This is a genomic window from Pontibacter populi (assembly GCF_040278685.1).
Taxonomy (GTDB): domain Bacteria; phylum Bacteroidota; class Bacteroidia; order Cytophagales; family Hymenobacteraceae; genus Pontibacter; species Pontibacter populi.
This window is the reverse complement of record NZ_JBEOKT010000006.1, coordinates 48242-69825: the sequence shown is the minus strand read 5'-3', so window position 1 is coordinate 69825 and position 21584 is coordinate 48242. Positions and strand designations below refer to the sequence as shown.

Sequence of the window (21584 nt, the reverse complement as noted above, 5' to 3'; positions counted from 1 at the left end):
AGTCATCTTCAAAATCAAAGCGGAGCTGCGAACGCATGGCTACCAGGTAACTTGGTTTTATGGAACTTTCTTTGATTTAATCCTACTATACCGCCTATATTTAAAAACCAGAAAACAAGTCTATCTTAATTGGCTAATCAAACTAGGGATACTGCTTATATTATTTATCTCTCTATTTGTAATAATGATAAGGTAGCCATTAAAACAATTAAAACAACTTTACCCAACACAGTTCAGCCTTAACCCTTACTAAGCTAAGGGCTTAGGCTGCACCAGCACGTTAGAGCTAATTGCAATCATGAAGTTTGAATTTGTAGCTATATTTCTTGTCTTGATGCTTTTGTCCTCTTGCAGCCAAAGTATCGAATATGACAACATACAAAATAAGGATGGGCTCTACTTTGATAAATCTACTGGTAAATTTCTAGATGGAAAGTTTGAAAGTGTGACTCTACGCCCTTATTCACGAGAGACAGTTATTAAACAAGAATTTAAAAATGGTTTACCAACTGGAGAATGGGAAGAATGGAATGGTGATGAACTAATCCATCATGGGGAATATATTCAAGAAAATGATTTGGCGATCAGAATCAAAAAAATGACAAACAGCAAAAGAGTTAATCTGAATTTATGGAAAGAAGCTGATTTTGCAATGTTGTCAATAGAACTTGTACAGCCAGCTCATGCAGATTCAAGTACTTTAGAAAAGGTCGCTATTGTCACTGAAAAAGAGTTTAAGGACAAGTATGTTTTTAGTACCATAATTTTCGACTCCATAAATAATTCGACTACAGAAAGAAGAATTTTTGAGTACGAAATCAGATAAAAACTACTTAGGCTAACCACCCCCATAAGCCAGCTACGCCGCCTTATGGCCAAGTCCGTTAAAATTACAATTCATAAAAATCACCATCTTAATAAATATTTACAAAATTTGGTTCTGTAAATTATAAACTAACGGAACGAATCTATACCTTTGTGCTGTTAAGAGTATGTAACAGATATAATAACAATGACATTAAGCGATAAACAACTGGAGCTGATCGAGGAGATCGGGATTTACCATGAGAACAATGGTTTTCAGCCGGCTGTTGCGCGTGTTATGGGTTTGTTACTGGTATCTGACAAGCCGGAGCTTACATTCGAGGAAATTTCTGAGACCCTGAATATAAGCAAAAGTGCTACCAGCAATGCGTTAAATATGCTGCTCAACACGGGCCATATAGAATACACCACCTTCCATGGCGACAGGAAACGCTACTTCCGGATAAAATCATCTAACTGGCGCGACCTGTTTAACAAAAAGATGGAAGACCTCGGCAAACTCAACGACATACTGAAGCGTGTGCTGGAAGTAAGAAAAAGAGATAACCCTATTTACGACGAGAAATTACAATACTTCATCAGCTTCCTGGATTACCTTAAAACACAGCTTCCGAACCTGATCGAGCAGTGGGAGAAGGAAAACGAAAAACAAAAAGCATAATTTTTTTGTCTTTTTAGTTCACTAAATTCAGAACCAACTATACATATCAAAACTAAAAGAACTATAAACGTGAATATCAAACACTTATTAGTAGGATTAGCGCTCTTCTCTATGTCGCCTGCTTTTGCACAAAGCCAGCCCGACGTGAAGGAACTGGACCTGCAAACGGCAGTAAAATACGCACTCGAAAATAACGAGTCTATAAAGAAGGCCTCTTACGATGAGCTTGGCTCCAAATACCAGGTTAACGAAGTACGCAGTGCAGGTTTACCACAGGTTGATGTAAAAGGATCGGCAGTACGAACCCTTGAAAAATCGATGATCGCGCTTCCTGCCGAATTTAACCCCGAAGGTACAGGCCCGCTTATTAAACCGATGGGTACCGACAATACGGTAATGGCTGGTCTGTCGGTAACACAGTTGCTGTTCAGCAAATCATACTTTGTGGGCCTAAAGGCTGTTAAAAGTGCAGAAGACCTGTATCGCATCCGCAAAGAAATGGCTACTGAAGATGTGATCTATAACGTGGGCAGCGCTTATTACCAGGTGTTGCAAACCGAAGAGCAATTCAACAGCATCAACGCCAACCTGACCAAACTTACACAACTGGAAAAGATACTGACGCTGCAGTACAAGAACGACCTGGTAAAAAAGGTAGATGTGAACCGCATTAAGGTAAATAAGATAAACCTCCAGAACCAGAAAGAGAACCTGCAGGCAGCTTATGTGCAGCAACTGAATGTGCTTAAATTCTTTATGGGCATGCCCCTGGAAGAAGAGATAACCTTAACAGGCTCGGCAGAAGACAAGTTACTGGATACGCACCCAACTATGGCCGGCTTAACAGAAGCTGCTACAGAACGTGCCCAGTTTAAAGTACTTAACAAGATGAAAGAACTGAAAGCTCTGGAGATCGAGAATATCCGGGCAGGCTACTACCCTTCGCTGGCTGCCTTTGGTAACTATAACTACCAGTCGCAGTACGATGGCCGCATGATCGGAAATTCTGATGCCATGTGGTTTCCGAACTCGCAGGTAGGCCTGCAGCTTAACATCCCGATTTTTGATGGTTTGCGCAAGAAGAGCCAGGTGCAGCAGCGCGAAATTGAGCTGAAGAAAATGGACCTGGATATACAGCAATACAACAAAAGCACCCAGGTAGAGCTAAGTAATGCCCTTAGCCAGTTAGGTAACAGCCAGAACAACATCACATCGCAGGAAAAGAATGTGGAGCTGGCACAAGAGGTTTACAACACTACAAACCAACTATACAAAGAAGCCCTGGCACCGCTAAGCGACCTGCTGAATGCAGAGACCGCCCTGCGCGAGGCACAGACAAACCTGAACAACGAAAGACTTAAATACCAGCTGGCACAGCTTAATTACATGAAAGCCAGAGGTGAATTAGAATCCATAACAAAGTAAGACATACACCATATACTAAAATGAAGAAGTTAATTTATATCGTAGTTGTTATCTTAATTCTGGGCGCTATTGGCTTTAAGCTGATGGATAACAAAGAGCAGATGGCCGCCAATGCAGCTGTGGCAGAAATTAAAAGCGATGCCATACCGGTGGGCGTAACTGAAGCGAAAACAGCCAGGCTGGACAAGTCTTTCACGGCGCAGGGTAACTTCGCTCCTATCCAGAGCTTAACACTTTTGTCGGAAACGACTGGCCAGATACAGCGCGTGTTAAAACGCAAAGGTGATAAAGTAAGAGCAGGTGAGTTACTGATACAGGTAGAAAGCAACACTATGGCCGCAGACCTGGCAACTGCCCAGACCAATGCTGAAAAAGCAAAGCGTGACTTAGAACGTTTCGAGAACCTGGCTGCCGGCGACGCAATTACCCAGCGTCAGTTGGAAGATGCCCGATTAGCTGCAAAATCCACGCAGGCACAGTTAGTAGCTGCCCGCCAGCGCATGAACAAGACCCGCATCACTGCTCCCATTAGCGGCGAAATAAACGCCATGCACATTGAAGTTGGATCTTACCTGAACATGGGTACCAAACTATACGACATCGTGAACGTGGACAAGCTGAAACTGGAAGTTAAGGTAAACGAAAGCGAAGTGCTGCTTATTAACAAAGGCCAGAAGGTAACTATAAAAGCAGATGCCGGTGCAGGCCAGCAGTACGAAGGAACGGTTACAGCCATAGGCGCACAAGCCGACCCTACCCTGAAGTTTGACGTGGAGATTGAAGTTAAGAACAATGCTAACAATAACCTGAGAGCAGGTATGTACGGCACAGCTTACTTCGAAGTAGCCGATCAGCGCGATGCACTTCTTTTACCGCGCGAAGCTATAGTTGGCAGCATCCAGAACCCAAGTGTATATGTGGTGAACAATGGTGTTGCGAACCAGCGCAAGGTAAAAGTAGGTGTGGTTACACAGGATAAAGTAGAGATACTTGATGGTGTAAAACCAGGCGAGCAGATCGTGCAAAGCGGCCAGATAAACCTGCGCGAAGGCATTAAAGTGTCTGTGCTGAAGTAAGAACCGTGCTATAGTTGTCTTCCCTCAACCCCCTTCAGAAGGGGACTTGTTCTCAAGTATAGTTCTGCTGCTCTTTCGGATTTGCAATCCGAAAGTATAGTACCTGCGGATTTGTAATCCGCAATAGTAAAGGCAGTGGCTATAGGTAAAAAACGGTTTACAAATCCGAAGCAGCTTAATTACGGTGGATGACTCACTTTAGCAGAGCAAAAACAAGAATGTTTCTTTAAAGAAGAACTAAGAAATGAACATAACCAAATTATCAATACAGCGATCAACCCTGGTGGTGGTGGTTTTTACCGTCCTCACACTGCTTGGGGTTGTCAGCTACCAATCGCTTAACTATGAGCTTCTACCGAAGTTCAACCCTCCTGTACTAACTATAAGTACTATTTACCCGGGTGCGTCGCCAAACGAGGTGGAGAACTCTGTAACCAAAGAGATAGAAGATGCCCTTGCCTCGCTGGAGAACGTGAAGGAAATGAAAAGTACCTCCCTGGAGAGCTTTTCCATGATCGTGATAAACCTGAACCAAGGCACGGATGTGGACTTAAGTTTACAGGAAGCGCAGCGTAAGATTAACACCATTCTGGCTAAGTTGCCTGAAGATGCGGATGCGCCAACGCTGAACAAATTTGACTTCGACGATTTGCCTATCATCAAGATGGGTGCCACGGCCAACATGTCCGCTACCGAGTTCTATGACCTTATCGATAAAAAGATAAAGCCCGAACTTTCGCGCATACAAGGTATGGCTGCCATTAAAGTTTTGGGTGGCCAGGAACGTGAGATCAAAGTAAATATTGATGCCAATAAACTGGAAGCTTATAACCTGTCTATACTTCAGGTACAGCAGAAGATCCGCAACTCAAACCTGGACTTCCCTACCGGTAAAATAAAGCAGGAAAGCGGCCAGACACAGATCCGTTTGGCTGGTAAGTTTCAGTCGCTGGAGCAGTTAAATAACCTGATTATCCGCGAAGATGACAAAGGTATAGTTCGCCTTTCGGATGTGGCCGAAGTACAGGACACGCAGAAAGATATTGAAGTAATGAACCGCATCAACGGGAAAGCTTCGGTGGGTATAACCATACAAAAACAGTCTGATGCGAATGCCGTGGAAGTAAGCCGTCTGACAAAGGAAGCACTTGCCGAACTGGAGAAAACGTATGCTGCCGAAGGCCTGAAATTCAACATCGCCAACGACTCTTCTGACTTTACTTTAGAAGCTGCCGATTCGGTTATACATGACCTGGTGATCGCGGTTATACTTGTTGCCATTGTGATGTTGCTGTTCCTGCACTCGCTGCGCAACGCGGTCATCGTTATGATCTCTATCCCGGCATCGTTGGTGGCTACCTTTATTGCCATGTCCCTGCTGGGTTACTCACTTAACCTGATGTCGCTGCTGGCACTTTCGCTGGTGGTAGGTATCCTGGTTGATGACGCTATAGTTGTGATCGAGAACATTCACCGCCACATGGAGATGGGTAAAAAGCCTGCCCAGGCGGCTTATGATGGTATCCGGGAGATATCTGCTACAGTTACTTCCATTACACTGGTAATTGTGGTGGTATTTATCCCGATCGCTTTGTCAACAGGTCTGGTTTCGGATATCCTGCGTCAGTTTGCGGTGGTGGTAGCCGTTGCAACTATGATCTCGTTGTTCGTAGCCTTTACCCTGATCCCGTTGCTTGCCAGCCGTTTCTCACGCCTGGAGCACATCTCGGACAAGAACATTTTCGGAAGATTTATCCTTGCTTTTGAGCGCTTCCTAGACAGAATCATCGATGGCTTTACAGCAGCACTGAAGTGGGCATTTAACCATAAGTTCATCACATTGGCTGTAACTATAGTGATGCTGGTTGCTTCGTTTGCGCTGGTGCCGTTCGGCTTTATAGGTTCGGAGTTTATACCTGCCGGCGACCGTGGCGAAGTGAGCTTACAGCTGGAGTTACCAAAAAATGCTACCGTGGAGCAGACAAACTTTGCCACACGCCAGGTAGAAGAATATTTAGAAACTATACCTGAGGTAGAGAAAGTATTTACAACAGTAGGTACAACATCTTCGGCACAGGCAGGTCAGAACACGGCATATAAATCAGATGTATATGTATCGTTGGTTGATGTGAAGGAACGTGCTTTCAGCACAAACCAGTTCAGCCGACAGGCAAAAGCCGACATCGAAAGTAGAATTCCGGATGTGGAAGTAACGCCGGTGCCGGTAGGTCTGGTGGGTAACGCTCAGGCTCCGATCCAAATCATTATTTCTGGCTCAAACCTGGATAGCGTGATGGCTTTCTCTCAAAAGGTAATGGCTATTACGGAAAGTGTGAATGGTACCGCCGACGTGGAGACATCTGTAGAAGGTGGAAACCCCGAGATTGAAGTAGTAGTGGACCGCGATAAGATGGCAAACGTTGGCCTGTCGCTTGAGAGTGTAGGTGCAAGCATGCAGCTGGCTTTTAGTGGCAACTCCGATGTTACCTTCCGTTCAGGCACCGAAGACTATGACATCAACATTCGCCTGGATGAGTTTGACCGCCGAAGCGTGAATGACATTGGTAACCTGTCTTTTGTAAATAACAAAGGTCAGATCGTTCGCCTGGCTCAGTTCGCTGACATCCGTCAGTCTACTGGTCCTTCGCAGCTGGAGCGCTTTAATCGCGTAACTTCCGTTAACGTGAACTCCCAGGTAATCGGCCGTCCGTCTGGCTCGGTTGGTGCCGACATACAGGCAAAACTGGCTGAGATAGATATGCCGAAAGGTGTAAGCGTGGAATTTGGTGGCGACCTTAAAAACCAGAGCGAAGGTTTTGGTACCCTGGGCATTGCCCTGCTGGCTTCCATCATCTTCGTGTACCTGATCATGGTGGCGCTGTACGACTCTTATGTGTATCCGCTTGTGGTTCTGTTCTCTATCCCGCTTGCGATTATCGGTGCCTTACTTGCCCTGGCACTTGCTGCCCAGTCGTTGAGTATTTTCTCTATACTTGGTATCATCATGATGATCGGTCTGGTTGCCAAGAACGCCATTATGGTGGTAGACTTTACCAACAAGCTAAAAGCAGAAGGTGTGGAAGTAAAAGAAGCCCTTACAGAAGCTGTTAGAATCCGTTTCCGTCCGATCCTGATGACAACGCTGGCGATGGTGATTGGTATGTTGCCAATTGCATTGGCAGGTGGCTCTGTGGCTGCAACCAAGAACGGTCTTGCCTGGGCACTTATCGGTGGTCTGAGCTCTTCCATGTTCCTTACTCTGATCGTGGTTCCGATCATCTATTATGGTTTCGACAGGATACTTGCCAAGTTTGGCCTGGATAAAAAGACCAAGATCGAGTTAGTAGACAAGACTGTGGAAGAACTAGAACACGAAACCAGGGAACTGGAAGAAAAGAAAATGGCACACGAGTTCGTGCACTAAGCAGCATTACCTGTTTTTCATACGTGTGTTTAGTAATGAGACTGCGGTGGCTCACAGCCGCTGCAGTCTCTGCTTAGCCCGCGATCTGAAGCACGAAGCAGATAAGATTTACTTTTTACTTTTATATGCCATGCAGAATATAATTCCAGACATACAGGCAATCTACAATGAAGTAATGAACATCATTACCTCTGTTACCAACCTTAAAACCACCGAACTGCAAAAAGATCAGGACCTGGCCCGCTTAGGCCTTGATATACTGGATGTAGTAGATATTATCCTGGAAGTAGAAAAAACCTACCAGTTAACTATTCCGGATGAAGTGCCGGTGTATACCGTAGATGATTTTGTGAATTATGTGTATGTTCAATCGCTGAAGGAAGCCAGTTAAGCTTGCAGATAGCCTAAAGCAAAAGAGAGCTGTAACTATAGTTGCGGCTCTCTTTTTATTTTAAAACTGCTGGAATTATGAGAATTGGAAGACTCCTAACTTAATTAAAATCAGATAAGCTGCTATAGAAAACAGTGCAAACCCCAACATTATAAAGCTCCATTTGTCATGTTTATGTTTGCTAGCCAATCCCAAACCTGCTTTGTAAACTATAAACAGTAGCAGTGCAGGCACAAACAAGACCAAGGTATAGTACACATAGGTCCACATAAATCCTGGGTACTTTGTAAAAAAAGGTATTTTAAATCCATGAAACCAATTGTTTAAGCCCCAGGCAAAAAAGAACAGAGCAAACAAAGCATTTACTACTTTCTGGAACATCAGCTTATAGTTGATTCTAGGTTAAAGTAATAAATTATAGCATAACTATAATACTGTAGCTTGACTGAATCTGTATCAACTATAACAGGGATCACAATAACAAACGATTTGCTTCACGAACTATAGTTTCAATTTTATCTTCCTCCGTCAACTATAAATTGCATCTTTTAATTATACTTTTCAAGTACAGCCCAACTATAAATTATAGCTGTTTTTACAAAAATCATCAAATCAACTATATAGTACCTTATCTTTAGTTGCATAATTCCGTAAAGGCAAGTCAGAACCTGAAACGGAAATTTATATCGCAACTGCCAAACATATCGGTAAAGTAACAGCCAAAGTCATCCTTGGCCTGTTGCTGTTTATTATTACCCTGATCATTATCATCGTTATCGCCCTGCAGTTCCAGGGGGTGCAGAACTATGCCGCCAAAAAAGGCGCAGACTACCTGGAGGGAATGCTCGACACGAAGGTAGAGATCGGCGGACTGACCACTGACTGGCGCAATGCCATGGTTTTGACTGACGTTTACATTGAAGACCAGCAACAGGACACCCTTTGGTATAGCCAGCGCCTGGGTGTGGATATGAACATACTGGGCCTGCTGAGCGGAAAGATAGATATCAGTAAAATTGATCTCGACCACGCCCGCCTAAAACTGCACATTAACCCCGACAGCACTTCCAACTTCGATTTCCTGATGGAGGCCTTCGCCACCGATACAACTGCCACTACTACCCCTGCCGATACCACAGCCATGACCATAAACCTGGGTGTGATAAACCTGGATGATGTGCGTATCAGCTTTAAAGACGAAGCCGGCGGCAACCTGGTAGAAACACACATCGGTCAGCTAAACACCACCATGGACGAGCTGAACCTGGAAGAACAGAAATACCTGGTAGATAACGTGGCTTTGAAAAACACCTGGATCAACATCATTCAGACCAAACTGGCGCCTGAGTCGGAACCCGAACCGATTGCCTTTGATTTCGGGCTGAACAAGGTAGACCTGGAAAATATACGGCTGCGTTACGAGAACCGTGTAGCCGAACAGCGCATTGAAGTAGACTTAGGTAAAGCCAACCTGACTTCAGATAACATCGATCTGCCGAACGCCCGCGTAGACCTCAGCAACTTGGACCTGCACAACACAACTATAGTTTATGCCCAGGAAAAATATAAGCCATCTGATTCGCTGGCCGTAAATCCGGCTAAAATTGTGCGCGACCTGGACGAATCAGTAGAGAAAAAACAAGGCCAGCAGGTTAACTGGGTAGTAAGTTTAGATAAAACAGATATCTCGGGCGTCAACATAAAATTCGACAACTTTAACACGCCTGCCCAGCCGCGCGGCATGGATTACGACCACCTGTTATTTACCGATGTAGTGCTGCAGGCCAGCGACCTGAGCTATAGTTTAAACAGAACCCAAGCCGACATAAACCAGCTCAAACTAAAAGAGAAAAGTGGTTTTATAGTTGAGAACCTGCAGGTAAACGTACTTTTCGATTCTGTTCAGACCAAACTGGCTGACTTAGATCTGCGCACGCCAAACAGCCACATACAGCGCGACCTGGCCATGCGCTATACTTCGCTGGATGCGCTGGCCGAAAATCCCGGCAATACCCAACTGGATCTGAATATTGTGGATAGCCGCATTGCCATGCAGGACGTGCTTTACTTTGTGCCCGATCTGCGCGAAAATCCATCTTTCAGTAACATAGCCAACTCTACGGTGCAACTCAGCGGCGACGTGGAAGGAACTATAGACAACATGATCGTGCGTAATCTTCGGGCCTCGGGGCTGAATGGAACGATAGTAAATGTAAGCGGCAACATCCGCAACGCTACCGACCCCGACAACTTGTTCCTGGACCTGGATGTGAACCAACTGCAGACTACCCGCGCCACGATACTGGCCTTCGCTCCTGCCGGCTCCATTCCGCCAAACATCCGCATTCCGAAAAGGATAAGTATAGAAGGTGTTGTGGAAGGAAGCCTGACCAACTTTGATGCCCGCACCAGGATCAACAGCTCTATCGGTAACCTGGTAGCTGATGTGGATATGGGAGCAAACGACTCATTTAACGCAACTATAAAAACCGGCGGTTTTGCTTTGGATGAACTGTTTACAGACAGCCTGGGCCTGGGAACTATAGCCGGCACTATTACCGCCAAAGGCCGGGGTTTAACACCTGAAACGATGGTTGCCGACGTAAAAGCCGATCTCAGCAAGTTTGAATACAACAACTATACATACCAAGACATAAACCTCGATGCAGACATCAACAGGAACCTGTACACTGTAAAAGCCCGCACCAAAGACCAGAACCTCGACTTAGCACTTAACGGTAACTTTAACCTGCGTAACGCTGAGAAACCAAACTATAACTTTACCTTAGACCTGAACCAGGCCAACCTGCAGGCACTTAATCTTTACACCGAACCACTCAGCATAAAAGGGAATATTAAAGCCAATTTTACCGGGGCCGATGCCAGCACCCTGAGCGGAACCATGGATGCCCGACAGTTAGTAGTGCAGCATAACAAGAAAGAGTACCCTATAGATTCGCTGATGCTTACCCTGACACAACAAACCGGCAATACCGAAGTGCAGGTGCGCTCTGATGTGATGGCAGCCAACATGCAGTTTGGAAACTCACTCGAGACGCTGCCGACTGCGCTCATGAAGCACTTCTCCAACTACTTCGACCTGCAGCCTGACCCGCCATACCCCGCTAACCTGAGTCTCAGAGATTTTACTTTTGATATTGACCTGAAAAAACCGGCAATAGTTACCTCCTTTGTGCCCGGCCTGGAGGAGCTCCGAACATCCGGCCCGATAACCGGTACGTACGACGGAGAAACACAAAATTTCAAGATGGATGGTGTCTTCAGCAAAATAAAGTACACCGATTATACACTCAACGGACTTACCCTGCAGGTGCGCGGCGACCGCGAAAAAATGAACTATAGCGCCGATCTCACACAACTACTTTCGCCATCGTTGCGGGCAAAAGATGTTGCGCTTACCGGTGCCGCCCGCGACAACGACCTTCTCTTGCGGCTTTCGGTAGCGGAAGACAGCACGGATGCCAAATTTATAGTAGGAGGCGTGCTCAACAGTTTGGGCCGTGGCTACAGGTTTGCTTTTAACCCGGAACAACTGGTTATAAACGGCGACACCTGGACAGTGCCCGAAGATAATTACCTGCAATTCGACACCGACTTTGTTTACGCCAACAACATTAACCTGCAGCATAATAACATGACGTTGGGCTTAAACAGCCAGGGTCCGGTTGGTCCGAGAGCACCAATGATAGCCACTTTCGAGAATTTCGAGATAGGGTATCTTACGCGCTCATTCCAGCAAAAGGACAGCCTGATGACCGGAACTATAAACGGGGAAGCAACGCTGCGGAATATTATGTCTGATGCACCGGGCTTTACCTCTGACATAACTGTTACAGATTTTACCTACGATGGCGTGCCTGTCGGGGACCTGGCGCTGTTGGCTGGCACAGCAGCAAATAACCGCTATACTATAGATGCCCGCCTGACAGACGAAGGAAACCAGATGCTGATAGACGGTTTTGTGGAAATGCGACCTAATGCTACACTGCTTAACCTTACTGCCAACATATCCAGCATCAACTTAAAATCATTGCAGGGTTTTACAGCCGGAGCCATTAAAAACATGGATGGCAGCGCCAACGGCAACCTGCGCATTACCGGCACACTAGATGATCCGAACATACTCGGTACCCTTAACTTTAACCAGGCCCAGTTTACCATTACCCAGCTCGGCTCGCTTTACAAACTACAGAATGAGCGCATGGTATTTAACGAAAGCGGCATAAGCTTACCGGATTTCACCCTGACCGATTCACTCGGAAATACACTTGAGTTGAACGGCAACATCTTTACACAGAACTATACCGAATACCGCTACGACCTGACAGCCAGTACCGACAAATTCCTGGCACTAAACTCCACAGCCCAGGACAATGAACTATACTATGGCACCGTGTACATTGATGCGGATGCAACTATAGGCGGCGACTTTTCCGTGCCTGTCATAGAATCAACTGTTAAGATATTGCCCGGTTCTGATTTTACACTTGTTATTCCGGCTGCGGAAGCGGGCGCTGCAGAGCGGGATGGTATTGTAGAATTTGTGAACCTGAACGACTCGCTTACAGCTATCATCGGAGGGCAGAAACAGGACGATACTACCCAGGTCACAGGCTTTGTTGGGGCTGATGTAAGCACGCAATTAACCATTACCGATGAGACCCCTGTAACTATAATCCTGGACCCGATAACCGGCGATAACCTGGTTGTGAAAGGCAACGCCGACCCGATGTTCATCGGCATGACACCGGCCGGACAGATAAATATGGCCGGCAGGTACGAGATAACGGAAGGCAAGTACAGCATGGATTTTTACGACTTAGTATCGCGGGAACTGGAAATTGCGAAAGGCAGCTACATAGCCTGGACCGGCGATGTGTTGCAGGCTAATATGCAGGTTACCGCTATTTACAACGTAGAGACCGCCCCATTAGAGCTAGTTGCTTCGCAGATAGGCGGTACACAGGACCCTGTGCTTCGTAACCAGTTTACATTCCAGGTTTTTGTAGATGTGGAAGGTGATATGCTGAAACCGGAGATAAATTTTGATATACAGGCTGCAGAAAACCAGCGGGGCCAGTTGCCGCGCGAAGTGGTAACCAGCCTTGGCAACCTGCGCACCGACGAATCTGAAATGAACAAACAGGTATTCTCGTTACTGGTCCTTAACCGCTTTATGGCGCCCGATCCGTTTACAAGTTCCGGTGGTGGGTTTGCCTCTACGGCCCGCAACAGCTTAAGCCAGGTCATGACCGACCAGCTCAACAACCTTACCCAGCGCTACGCCGGTGGTCTTGGCCTGGAGCTAGGTGTAGATTCTTACGAAGATTATTCGACCGGCAATGCACAGGGACGCACCGACCTGAACGTAGCCCTGCGCCAGCAGTTCCTGAACGACCGCATGACCGTACGGGTTGGTACCGACATAGGCCTGGAAGGTGGACAGCGCGAACAAAGCAACATGAGCGGTTTTGCAGGTGATATCTCTGTAGAATATTCGCTTACCGAGGATGGCAGGCTACGAATACAGGCATTCCAGCGTAACCAGTATGAGGATTTCCTGGAGGGAGATGTGCGTGCTACCGGTGCCGGCCTTATTTACCAGCGCGAGTACGATAACTTTTCAGACCTGTTCCGTGACCTGGAAAGCCGCCATATAAGAGAACGAGAACGCCAGTTGGAGGCAGCAAAAAAAATAAGAGAAGACATTACAAAATAACCCTATATGCTCGCAGCTTTACCTGTAACCTTTACTTTCAGAAAATACAGCAAAGTGCTGGCTGCCATTGTGCTGCTTATAGTTTCGGGGTGTGCCGGCACCAAACGCATACCCGCCGACGACGCCCTTTTTACAGGCTTTAATGTACAGGTAGAAGGCAAAAACGATAGCAGCAACCGCCAGAAGCAGATGGAAACAGAATTAGCTGGAACAGTGCGACCTAAGCCAAATTTCTCTATCCTGGGGATGCGCCCTAAACTCGCTATTTACAACACGTTTTATACCGAAAAAGAGAAAGGCCTTAAGCACTGGATACAAACCAAACTGGGTGAGCCACCGGTGCTGATCTCTGCAGTAGATACCGGAACTGTAAGCGAGATAATGAGCAGCCGTTTGCACAACCGTGGTTACTTTAATAATGCCGTACTAAGCAAGACCAACATTAAAGGCAAAAAAGCAACTATAGACTGGACCGCCTATGTAAGTGAACCGTACCGCTTCCGTAAACTGGAATACACGTTAACCGATTCGTTGCCTGTACACCAGGACATACAGCAGACCAAAGCGGAGTCTATCATTGTTCCCGGGGAACCTTACGACCTCGAGAAAATGACCGGCGAAAGGGTACGGATAGATGCAAATCTCAAAAACAAAGGCTATTACTACTTTAGTCCCGACATGCTGATCTTTAGTGTCGATACCACCGTAGGAAACCGCCAAGCCGATGTTTTAATGCGATTAAAAAGAGAGGTGCCGAGTGCTTCCCTCCGCCCTTATAAAATTGATGACGTTTACATTTTCGCCAACTATAACCTGGGCGACAGCCTATCGGTAAGCGATACCATAGACTATAAGGGCTACTTTTATATACCTAACGAGAACTATGTACGGGCGCGCCATTTGCTTCGGGGTGTTTTTTTAGAGCAGGATAGTTTGTACTCCCGCCAGGACCACCTGCTTACTATGAACAGGCTATCTGCCCTGCCAGCCTACAAGTTTGTGAACATAGACTATAAACCCGACACCACCCAGCAAAATAAACTCGACAGCTTTATTTACCTGACCCCTGCTTTCAAAAAAACACTGCGCATAGAGGGCCGGTACGTCAGCAAGTCCAACAATTTTGCGGGGCCGGGCATAACCATCTCGTTCCGTAACCGGAATGCGCTGAAAGGATCAGAACTGCTTACGGTGGAGTTTACAGGCAACTTTGAAAGCCAGGTAGGTGGCCGTGGCTCCGGAACGCCGCCCGAAGGCCAGGAAGATACAAACACTAACCTTAGCTCTTATGAACTGGGCGTGCAAACCAGCCTTACCATACCGCGCATTGTGTCGCCGTTTGAGTTGCGCAACCTGCGTACCGAGTTTTTGCCTAAAACACGCATTGGCCTGGGTTTTAACTTCCTGAACCGGGTGCAGTATTTCCAGATGAATTCTTTTAATGCGGCCTATGCTTACAACTGGCGGCCTAAAAAAGAATTTACCCACGATGTTACCCCTATCAATTTACAGTATGTGCAGTTGGTCAAGATCACCGAAACGTTTCAGGAACTGCTGGACAGGAACCAGTTTCTGCGCCGTAGTTTTGAGGATCAATTCATTATTGGTTCTATGTACCAGTTTACATTTACTAACCAGCTGGAAACCAACCGCACACACCAGTTCTTCGATAACTTTATACTGGATGGATCAGGCAACCTGATAAACGGCCTGCAATCCTTAACCGGCGCCGCCGAGCCGGAAGACGACAAACCCCGCACCCTTTTTGGCAAACCGTATTCGCAGTATGTGCTGGCACAAAATGACTTCCGCTATTACTTTAACTTTGGTACAGAGAGCCAGATAGCCACCCGTTTGCTGGCTGGTATCGGGTATGCGCATGGCAACTCTACGGTGCTGCCTTATGTAAAGCAGTTCTCTATTGGTGGCCCTAACAGTATCCGCGCTTTCAGGGCACGTAGCATTGGCCCCGGCACTTACGATGTTTCCCAGGATGCAGACTCACTTGTTTTCTCTTACTTCGACCAGACGGGCGAAATGAAACTGGAAGCCAACGTGGAGTATCGTTTTCCGCTGGCAGGCTTTTTTAAAGGCGCTTTGTTTTTAGATGCCGGTAACATCTGGCTGCTCCGCGACGAGGTAAACCCGGATGGCTCGATAGACCGGGAAGGTGGCAAATTTGAAAGCAGCCAGTTCCTGAGCGAGCTGGCCGTTGGTACAGGCTTTGGCTTACGTATAGATGTTGAGTTCTTTGTGATGCGCTTTGATGTAGGTATCCCTGTGCGCGTACCCAGCATGCCTGACGGCGAAAAGAATGTGCTCTCAGATCTTAAATTCGGTTTTAAAGGTGATAACAGCCTGACACTGAACATCGCCATCGGCTATCCTTTCTAAACTATAAACTGCGCATTTCCGGTTACAAATCTTATATTTGTTTATCCTGATGATTTGATATTTTCGGGGATAAAAGTAGGATCAACGAAGCGATGCAAGATACATTTATAGTTAAGGACCAGGTTAAGATACAGGCACCCGCAGCAAAGGTATGGGAAGTGCTGACAAACCCTGCTTACATGCGCCAATGGGAAGAAATGCCTGAGAACTTTGGGGATGAATATTTACAACAAGGAAGTGTAATTAATTACGAAGGATTCTCGAGGCTGACAGTGACAACCTTTGAAGTAAACAAGCTGTTGGTTTTAACTGTTTACCTGCCCAACGTTGACATGGACCCTGATGCGTATAACATTGCCTATCGTTTTATACTACTCCCCGACAACGACCAGACCGTGCTTGATTTTGAGATAGGCGATTTTGCCCCGGTGCCCAATGGGCAACAATATTACGATATGTCAGTTCAGTTTGCCGAAACATCGCTGCAAAAGATAATGTCACTTTCAGAGCAAAACGCCTGACGTTTACTTGTTCCTCTTTTAATAAATATCCACTTATCTTAAATACCATAGGTAACTATGCGCCACTTCATACTATACGCCCTAGTTAGCTGCATACTGGCTACCGGACCCGCTTTTACGCAAACTATAAAAGTTGATAAGAAAGTAGCAAAAGCTATGAAAGCAGTAGAGCCGGCTGCCATAAAAGCTCATATCGATTACCTGGCCGATGATAAATTACTGGGCCGAAAACCAGGCACTCCGGGTTACCAGATGGCCGTGGATTATGTGATCGATCAGTTTAAAAACAACGGTGTGGCTCCTGCCGGCGAAAACGACACTTACCTGCAAACAGTGCGCCTGCGCCAGGCTAAAACCGGCCCCGATGCAACTATAACAGCCATCAACAGCAAAGGCGAACAGCAGGCATTAGCGCTCGGTAGCGATGCCGTGATCTACCCGAACCCGGTGCTGCAAAATGTAACTATAGAGGCGCCATTGGTTTTTGCAGGCTACGGAATTTCTGCTCCTGATATGGGCTATGACGATTATGCTGGTATTGATGCAAAGGGAAAGATAGTGGTTGTTTTCAGAGGTGCGCCGGAGCAATTCCCAAACACGATCGCAAACTATAGCATGGACCTGCAGAACACTCTGAAAAATGCAGCAGCCCACGGCGCAGTTGGTGTTATAGTAGCCGCACCTAACGAACGTGCCAGAGTACCAAATCTGCAGAACAGTGTATATAGTGTTATGACGGCTGATAGTAAAGTAGGTGCATCGCGTTCTTACGTTTCTGATGACATTAAACTGTTGGCCAACCTTAGTTACAATACACTCGAGAAATTATTTAAAGACAGCAACCTGAACCTGACCAAAGCACAGGCAAGTATCAGATCAGGCAATCCAGCTTCGGCAGCACTTCAGGCAAGTATAAAAGCAAACTATAGTTCTGCTTACCAGGATATCGAGAGCTACAATGTAGTTGGCAAAATACCCGGATCTGACCCAACACTGAAGAATGAATATGTCGTGCATAGCGCCCACCTGGATCATGTTGGTGTTGGTAAACCTGTAGACGGCGACTCTATTTACAACGGTGCTCATGATAACGCATCTGGTGTAGCCGGACTGCTGGAGATAGCCCGCATCTACAAAAACATTAAAGCAAAACCGAAGCGTTCGGTGCTGTTGGTTATGGTTACTGCCGAAGAGATGGGCTTGCTGGGTTCCGCTTATTTTGCAAATTTTCCAACTGTGCCTGCTCAAAGCATGGTGGCCAACGTGAATACCGATATGCCAGCTATTATTGCGCCTCTGTTATCGGTAGTGGCTTTGGGAGCTCTGAATTCGTCGCTGGCAAATCAGGTAGCACAAGCTAGTAAGTACATGGGTTTAACTGTAGAGGAAGACCCTGAACCGGAGCAGAACCGCTTTATCCGCAGTGACCAGTATAGTTTTGTAGTGCAGGGCGTGCCAGCATTACATATTAAATATGGCAACAAAACCGCAGACGGAAAGAACAACCTGGATGAAACCGTAAAGAAATGGCGCGAGGTGTACTACCACAAACCACAGGATGGCCCGGATGGTATTTTCGATTATAATGCCGGCAAAAAGTACACCCAACTCAATTTCCTGATCGGTTATCTAATCGCCAACCAACCTGAAAGACCCACCTGGAATAAAGATGATTTTTTCGGGACAAGGGCTTTGCAGTAAAGTATAGGTTATAGTATTTACCTCACACCAGCCCTCTCCTTTTAACAGGAGAGGGAGTTTTTCTGATATTGCTTTTTACTTTGTCATCTCGAACAGCGTGAGAGATCTGGTACGGCTTAACATCCCCCTTCGCCCCCTTCAAAGGGGGACTTTCTGCTGTTGCTATAGTTAGCATTATAGTTTTATAGTTACAGCCTGCTGAGCGGACAGGTCGCGACCTGTCCCTACGGAAATACTACCACGATAAATAACGAAGCTTACTGGTTGAAACTATAGATGCTGGTTGCTATGAGAAAGATCTCAGTCTTTGGGTTGAGCGCCTTGTAGATTTCCGTTGCCGTCAGGCATTTCGAGGCACGAGAAAAGGAAATGTACACCGCGCGATACCCGAAGACGAGGCCTCCCGGCCGTGAGGGAGCCAAGCCAACTATAAAACGATAGGTAAGTAAAGCTCCCAGGATTAGAGGGAGTTTGAAACGATGGCTTGGTACTCGTTAGAATTATAGCCAACTATAGGACTATTAAGATTTCTCGGCAAACGCTCGAAATGACAATGGTAAAACTATAGAACGATAGCCAAACTCCTTCCCCCTGTTCTTAGCGGAAGGTTGGGAAGGGGTAAATCCAATAATTATAAAACATATAAAAACCCTCTGCTGCCCCTCAGAACGACAAATCAAAACCACGAACCATATCCACAACCCGCAACTACCGTACAAACAGAACTATAAAACAAACTAGAAAGCAGGTATGGCAGTAGGTAACGAACAATATCTTTGGTGGCAAAGCGGAATCATTTACCAGGTATATCCCCGGTCTTTCCAGGATAGTGATGGCGATGGAATTGGCGATCTGAATGGTATAAAGCAACGACTCGAGTACCTGCAGTGGCTGGGAGTGGATGCGATCTGGATCTCCCCTATCTACCCTTCCCCTATGGCTGATTTCGGTTATGATATTTCAGACTATACCGGTATTCATGAGTTGTTTGGAACGATGGCTGACTTTGATGACCTGCTGCAGGAAGTGCATGCCCGGGGCATGAAAATGATCCTCGACCTGGTGCCTAACCATACTTCCAATAAGCATCCCTGGTTCCTGGAATCCCGCTCCTCCAAAGACAACCCGAAACGAGACTGGTACATCTGGGAAGATGCAAAACCTGATGGCAGCGAACCCAATAACTGGCTGGCTATGTTTGGCGGCAGCGGCTGGGAATGGGACGAGAAAACAGAACAGTATTATTACCATGCTTTCCTGAAAGAGCAGCCTGACTTGAACTGGCGAAACCCCGACGTACAAAAAGCCATGTTTGATGTCATGCGTTTCTGGCTCGATAAAGGAGTAGATGGTTTTAGGGTAGATGTGATGTGGCACATGATAAAGGACGAAAAGCTACGCGACAACCCTCCTAACCCGGACTATAAACCCGAGATGGCCACTTACGAGAAACTGATCCCGGCTTACTCTACGGACCAGCCTGAGATCCACCACATTGTTCAGGAAATGAGAAAAGTAGTAGATGCTTATAAAGAACGGGTGATCATAGGGGAAATTTACCTTCCCATCCATAAACTGGTAACTTACTATGGCAAAAACGGTAACGGCGCACATCTGCCATTTAACTTTATGCTGTTAAACCTGCCCTGGAATGCTCAGAAAATAGGGGCGCACATAAACGAATACGAAGGAGCTTTGCCGGAAGGTGGATGGCCAAACTGGGTACTAGGCAACCACGACAAATCCCGGATTGGAACGCGGATCGGGATAGAAGAGGCACGGGTGGCCGCTATGCTTTTGCTGACCTTGCGCGGAACACCTACCATGTATTATGGCGATGAGATAGGCATGACCGATGTAACTATACCCGAAGATGAGATACAAGATCCGCAGGGACTGAATATGCCTGGGCTTAACCTTAGCCGCGACCCTGCCCGCACACCCATGCAATGGAATACCAGTAACAACGCTGGCTTTACAAACGGCACCCCATGGCTGCGGGTAGCAGACAACTATACAAACTTAAATGTAGAAACTGAGCAGCAGGACAAGGAGTCGGCACTGGAGCTATATAAACAACTGATACAATTGCGCAAAGCCGAACAGGCGTTAAGTATTGGCGAATACATTCCGGTTCAAACAGAAGGCGATCTGCTGGCTTACCGCCGCGAGCACGAAAACACCAACCTGCTTATTGTTCTAAACCTGGGCGATAAGGATACGATGTTTACACCAGAACATGCAACACTCAAAGGACAGATCATACTTGACACAAACCTGAAACGAAGAACTGAGCAGGTGAACGACAAACTGGAAGTGAGAGCGAATGAAGGCGTGATTGTTAGGCTGAAAGGATAAACTATAAATTAAGGCATGGGCTGTGTAGTTGCCGTACCGCCAGGCTGGTAAAACCGCATAGTTGGGTAGGCAAAACGAATGTCGTCAGAGGCCATAAAGGCATCCAGTATTTCTTCCCATACCAGGTGCTCGCTTTCGCGTCGGCGGCCAACACTGCACAGGTAACGCATGGTTAGTCGCACACCGTTTTCTACTACTTTGGTATAGATCTTAGGGGCAAGGCTTTCATAAAAAATAAGATGCCGCTGCGACAAACGCCTTAGTTGTTCTTCTGACTCTTTGCTTAGTTGTTCGCCATGCCGCCCTGCAGACGCTGACAGGATTGATTTTGCTTTTTTCCAGTTGCTTTCGAAGGTAATATTCACACTTATTTCGTGCCACAAAAACGGAAAGCCATAGTTATAGTTTACCTGCGGTGTTGTAAATAGTTTTCCGTTGGGCACATGCACTACACGTCCGGTAGTCTGGTCTGCATCCACCCAGGCGTGCACTTCATTTAATGAAAACTGGAACAACCTGATATCGATCACGTCGCCTATCTGCCCTTCAATTTCTATGCGGTCGCCAACCCGGAACGGCCGCTTCCAGATAATTAACAGCCAGCCTGCCATATTAAGTACAGGCTCTTTTAAGGCCAGCACCAGGCCTGCAGAAAGCAAACCCAGAAAAGTAGCGATAGGCTGAAATCCTTTAAACCAGATATTGGCCAGTAACAGGAACCCGAGCAGCATAACCGTATAGTTGGTAACCTTGCGCCACCAGTATTGCCTCCGCAGGTCCAGCTGATTTTTGAAGATGATCTTTAGGAAAATGTGGCTCAGCAACCAAAGCACCAGTACAACCGCCACGGAAAGCAGCAGATTCTCTAGTATCTCAGCTGAGATACCCGTATTCTCCTCTATCCAGTATATGATTTTCTGCATATCTGCTTTTATAAGCTCATACGTTCACACTACTCCTTTGGATAGTTTTCACGAACTATAGTTGTAGTTTACCAGAAGCAAAAGAACGCGGTTAGAACTCAGTTACGCACTTTGTAAAATTACAATTCCCTCCTACTGACAGCTT

13 protein-coding genes are annotated in these 21584 nt (G+C 46.5%); 11 read left to right on the top strand and 2 right to left on the bottom strand.

Annotated features, from left to right (window positions below; genetic code table 11):
- Positions 1-298 precede the first annotated feature (298 nt).
- The 6 genes from ABS362_RS08340 (at position 299) to ABS362_RS08315 (ending at position 7802) form a co-directional block, all read left to right on the top strand.
- Positions 299-826 carry a hypothetical protein gene (locus ABS362_RS08340; protein ID WP_350411954.1) on the top strand — a complete coding sequence of 176 codons (528 nt, stop codon included), beginning with the start codon at positions 299-301 and terminating at the stop codon, positions 824-826.
- Positions 827-1012: 186 nt separating this feature from the next.
- Positions 1013-1486 (top strand): GbsR/MarR family transcriptional regulator, encoded by a 474-nt coding sequence (locus tag ABS362_RS08335; protein WP_350411953.1) that lies wholly within the window; start codon positions 1013-1015, stop codon positions 1484-1486.
- Between the two features lie 69 nt (positions 1487-1555).
- Positions 1556-2911 (top strand): TolC family protein, encoded by a 1356-nt coding sequence (locus ABS362_RS08330; protein WP_350411952.1) that lies wholly within the window; start codon positions 1556-1558, stop codon positions 2909-2911.
- A 20-nt stretch (positions 2912-2931) separates the two neighbouring features.
- Positions 2932-3987, top strand: a complete 1056-nt coding sequence (locus ABS362_RS08325; protein ID WP_350411951.1) for an efflux RND transporter periplasmic adaptor subunit — start codon at positions 2932-2934, stop codon at positions 3985-3987.
- Positions 3988-4231: 244 nt separating this feature from the next.
- Positions 4232-7411, top strand: coding sequence for an efflux RND transporter permease subunit (locus ABS362_RS08320; protein WP_350411950.1), 3180 nt, complete (start codon positions 4232-4234; stop codon positions 7409-7411).
- Between the two features lie 130 nt (positions 7412-7541).
- Positions 7542-7802 (top strand): acyl carrier protein, encoded by a 261-nt coding sequence (locus ABS362_RS08315; RefSeq protein WP_350411949.1) that lies wholly within the window; start codon positions 7542-7544, stop codon positions 7800-7802.
- A 75-nt stretch (positions 7803-7877) separates the two neighbouring features.
- On the opposite strand, the gene ABS362_RS08310 is transcribed toward ABS362_RS08315, so the two are convergent.
- The gene (locus ABS362_RS08310; RefSeq protein WP_350411948.1) at positions 7878-8183 is read right to left on the bottom strand and encodes a hypothetical protein; all 306 of its coding nucleotides are present in this window, start codon (positions 8181-8183) and stop codon (positions 7878-7880) included.
- Between the two features lie 358 nt (positions 8184-8541).
- Between ABS362_RS08310 and ABS362_RS08305 the strand changes: the two genes are divergently transcribed.
- The 5 genes from ABS362_RS08305 (at position 8542) to ABS362_RS08285 (ending at position 20516) form a co-directional block, all read left to right on the top strand.
- Positions 8542-13542, top strand: a complete 5001-nt coding sequence (locus tag ABS362_RS08305; protein WP_491568580.1) for a translocation/assembly module TamB domain-containing protein — start codon at positions 8542-8544, stop codon at positions 13540-13542.
- Between the two features lie 6 nt (positions 13543-13548).
- Positions 13549-15936: a translocation and assembly module lipoprotein TamL gene (gene tamL, locus ABS362_RS08300; protein WP_350411947.1), complete on the top strand. Its 2388-nt coding sequence runs from the start codon at positions 13549-13551 to the stop codon at positions 15934-15936.
- A gap of 92 nt (positions 15937-16028) precedes the next feature.
- Positions 16029-16457 carry an SRPBCC family protein gene (locus tag ABS362_RS08295; RefSeq protein ID WP_350411946.1) on the top strand — a complete coding sequence of 143 codons (429 nt, stop codon included), beginning with the start codon at positions 16029-16031 and terminating at the stop codon, positions 16455-16457.
- A gap of 57 nt (positions 16458-16514) precedes the next feature.
- A complete protein-coding gene (locus ABS362_RS08290) occupies positions 16515-18158 on the top strand; it encodes a M28 family peptidase (protein WP_350411945.1) in 1644 nt (547 codons plus the stop codon).
- A 750-nt stretch (positions 18159-18908) separates the two neighbouring features.
- Positions 18909-20516 carry an alpha-amylase family glycosyl hydrolase gene (locus ABS362_RS08285; RefSeq protein ID WP_350411944.1) on the top strand — a complete coding sequence of 536 codons (1608 nt, stop codon included), beginning with the start codon at positions 18909-18911 and terminating at the stop codon, positions 20514-20516.
- Positions 20517-20524: 8 nt separating this feature from the next.
- Here the strand turns inward: ABS362_RS08285 and ABS362_RS08280 are convergent, their stop codons facing one another.
- Positions 20525-21439, bottom strand: coding sequence for a mechanosensitive ion channel family protein (locus ABS362_RS08280; RefSeq protein WP_350411943.1), 915 nt, complete (start codon positions 21437-21439; stop codon positions 20525-20527).
- Positions 21440-21584 lie beyond the last annotated feature (145 nt).

Bases quoted from the DNA above. Each gene is read 5' to 3' on its own strand.
- ABS362_RS08340 (WP_350411954.1), top strand. From the start codon at position 299: ATGAAGTTTGAATTTGTAGCTATATTTCTTGTCTTGATGCTTTTGTCC.
- ABS362_RS08335 (WP_350411953.1), top strand. From the start codon at position 1,013: ATGACATTAAGCGATAAACAACTGGAGCTGATCGAGGAGATCGGGATT.
- ABS362_RS08325 (WP_350411951.1), top strand. From the start codon at position 2,932: ATGAAGAAGTTAATTTATATCGTAGTTGTTATCTTAATTCTGGGCGCT.
- ABS362_RS08320 (WP_350411950.1), top strand. From the start codon at position 4,232: ATGAACATAACCAAATTATCAATACAGCGATCAACCCTGGTGGTGGTG.
- ABS362_RS08315 (WP_350411949.1), top strand. From the start codon at position 7,542: ATGCAGAATATAATTCCAGACATACAGGCAATCTACAATGAAGTAATG.
- ABS362_RS08310 (WP_350411948.1), bottom strand. From the start codon at position 8,183: ATGTTCCAGAAAGTAGTAAATGCTTTGTTTGCTCTGTTCTTTTTTGCC.
- tamL (WP_350411947.1), top strand. From the start codon at position 13,549: ATGCTCGCAGCTTTACCTGTAACCTTTACTTTCAGAAAATACAGCAAA.
- ABS362_RS08295 (WP_350411946.1), top strand. From the start codon at position 16,029: ATGCAAGATACATTTATAGTTAAGGACCAGGTTAAGATACAGGCACCC.
- ABS362_RS08290 (WP_350411945.1), top strand. From the start codon at position 16,515: ATGCGCCACTTCATACTATACGCCCTAGTTAGCTGCATACTGGCTACC.
- ABS362_RS08285 (WP_350411944.1), top strand. From the start codon at position 18,909: ATGGCAGTAGGTAACGAACAATATCTTTGGTGGCAAAGCGGAATCATT.
- ABS362_RS08280 (WP_350411943.1), bottom strand. From the start codon at position 21,439: ATGCAGAAAATCATATACTGGATAGAGGAGAATACGGGTATCTCAGCT.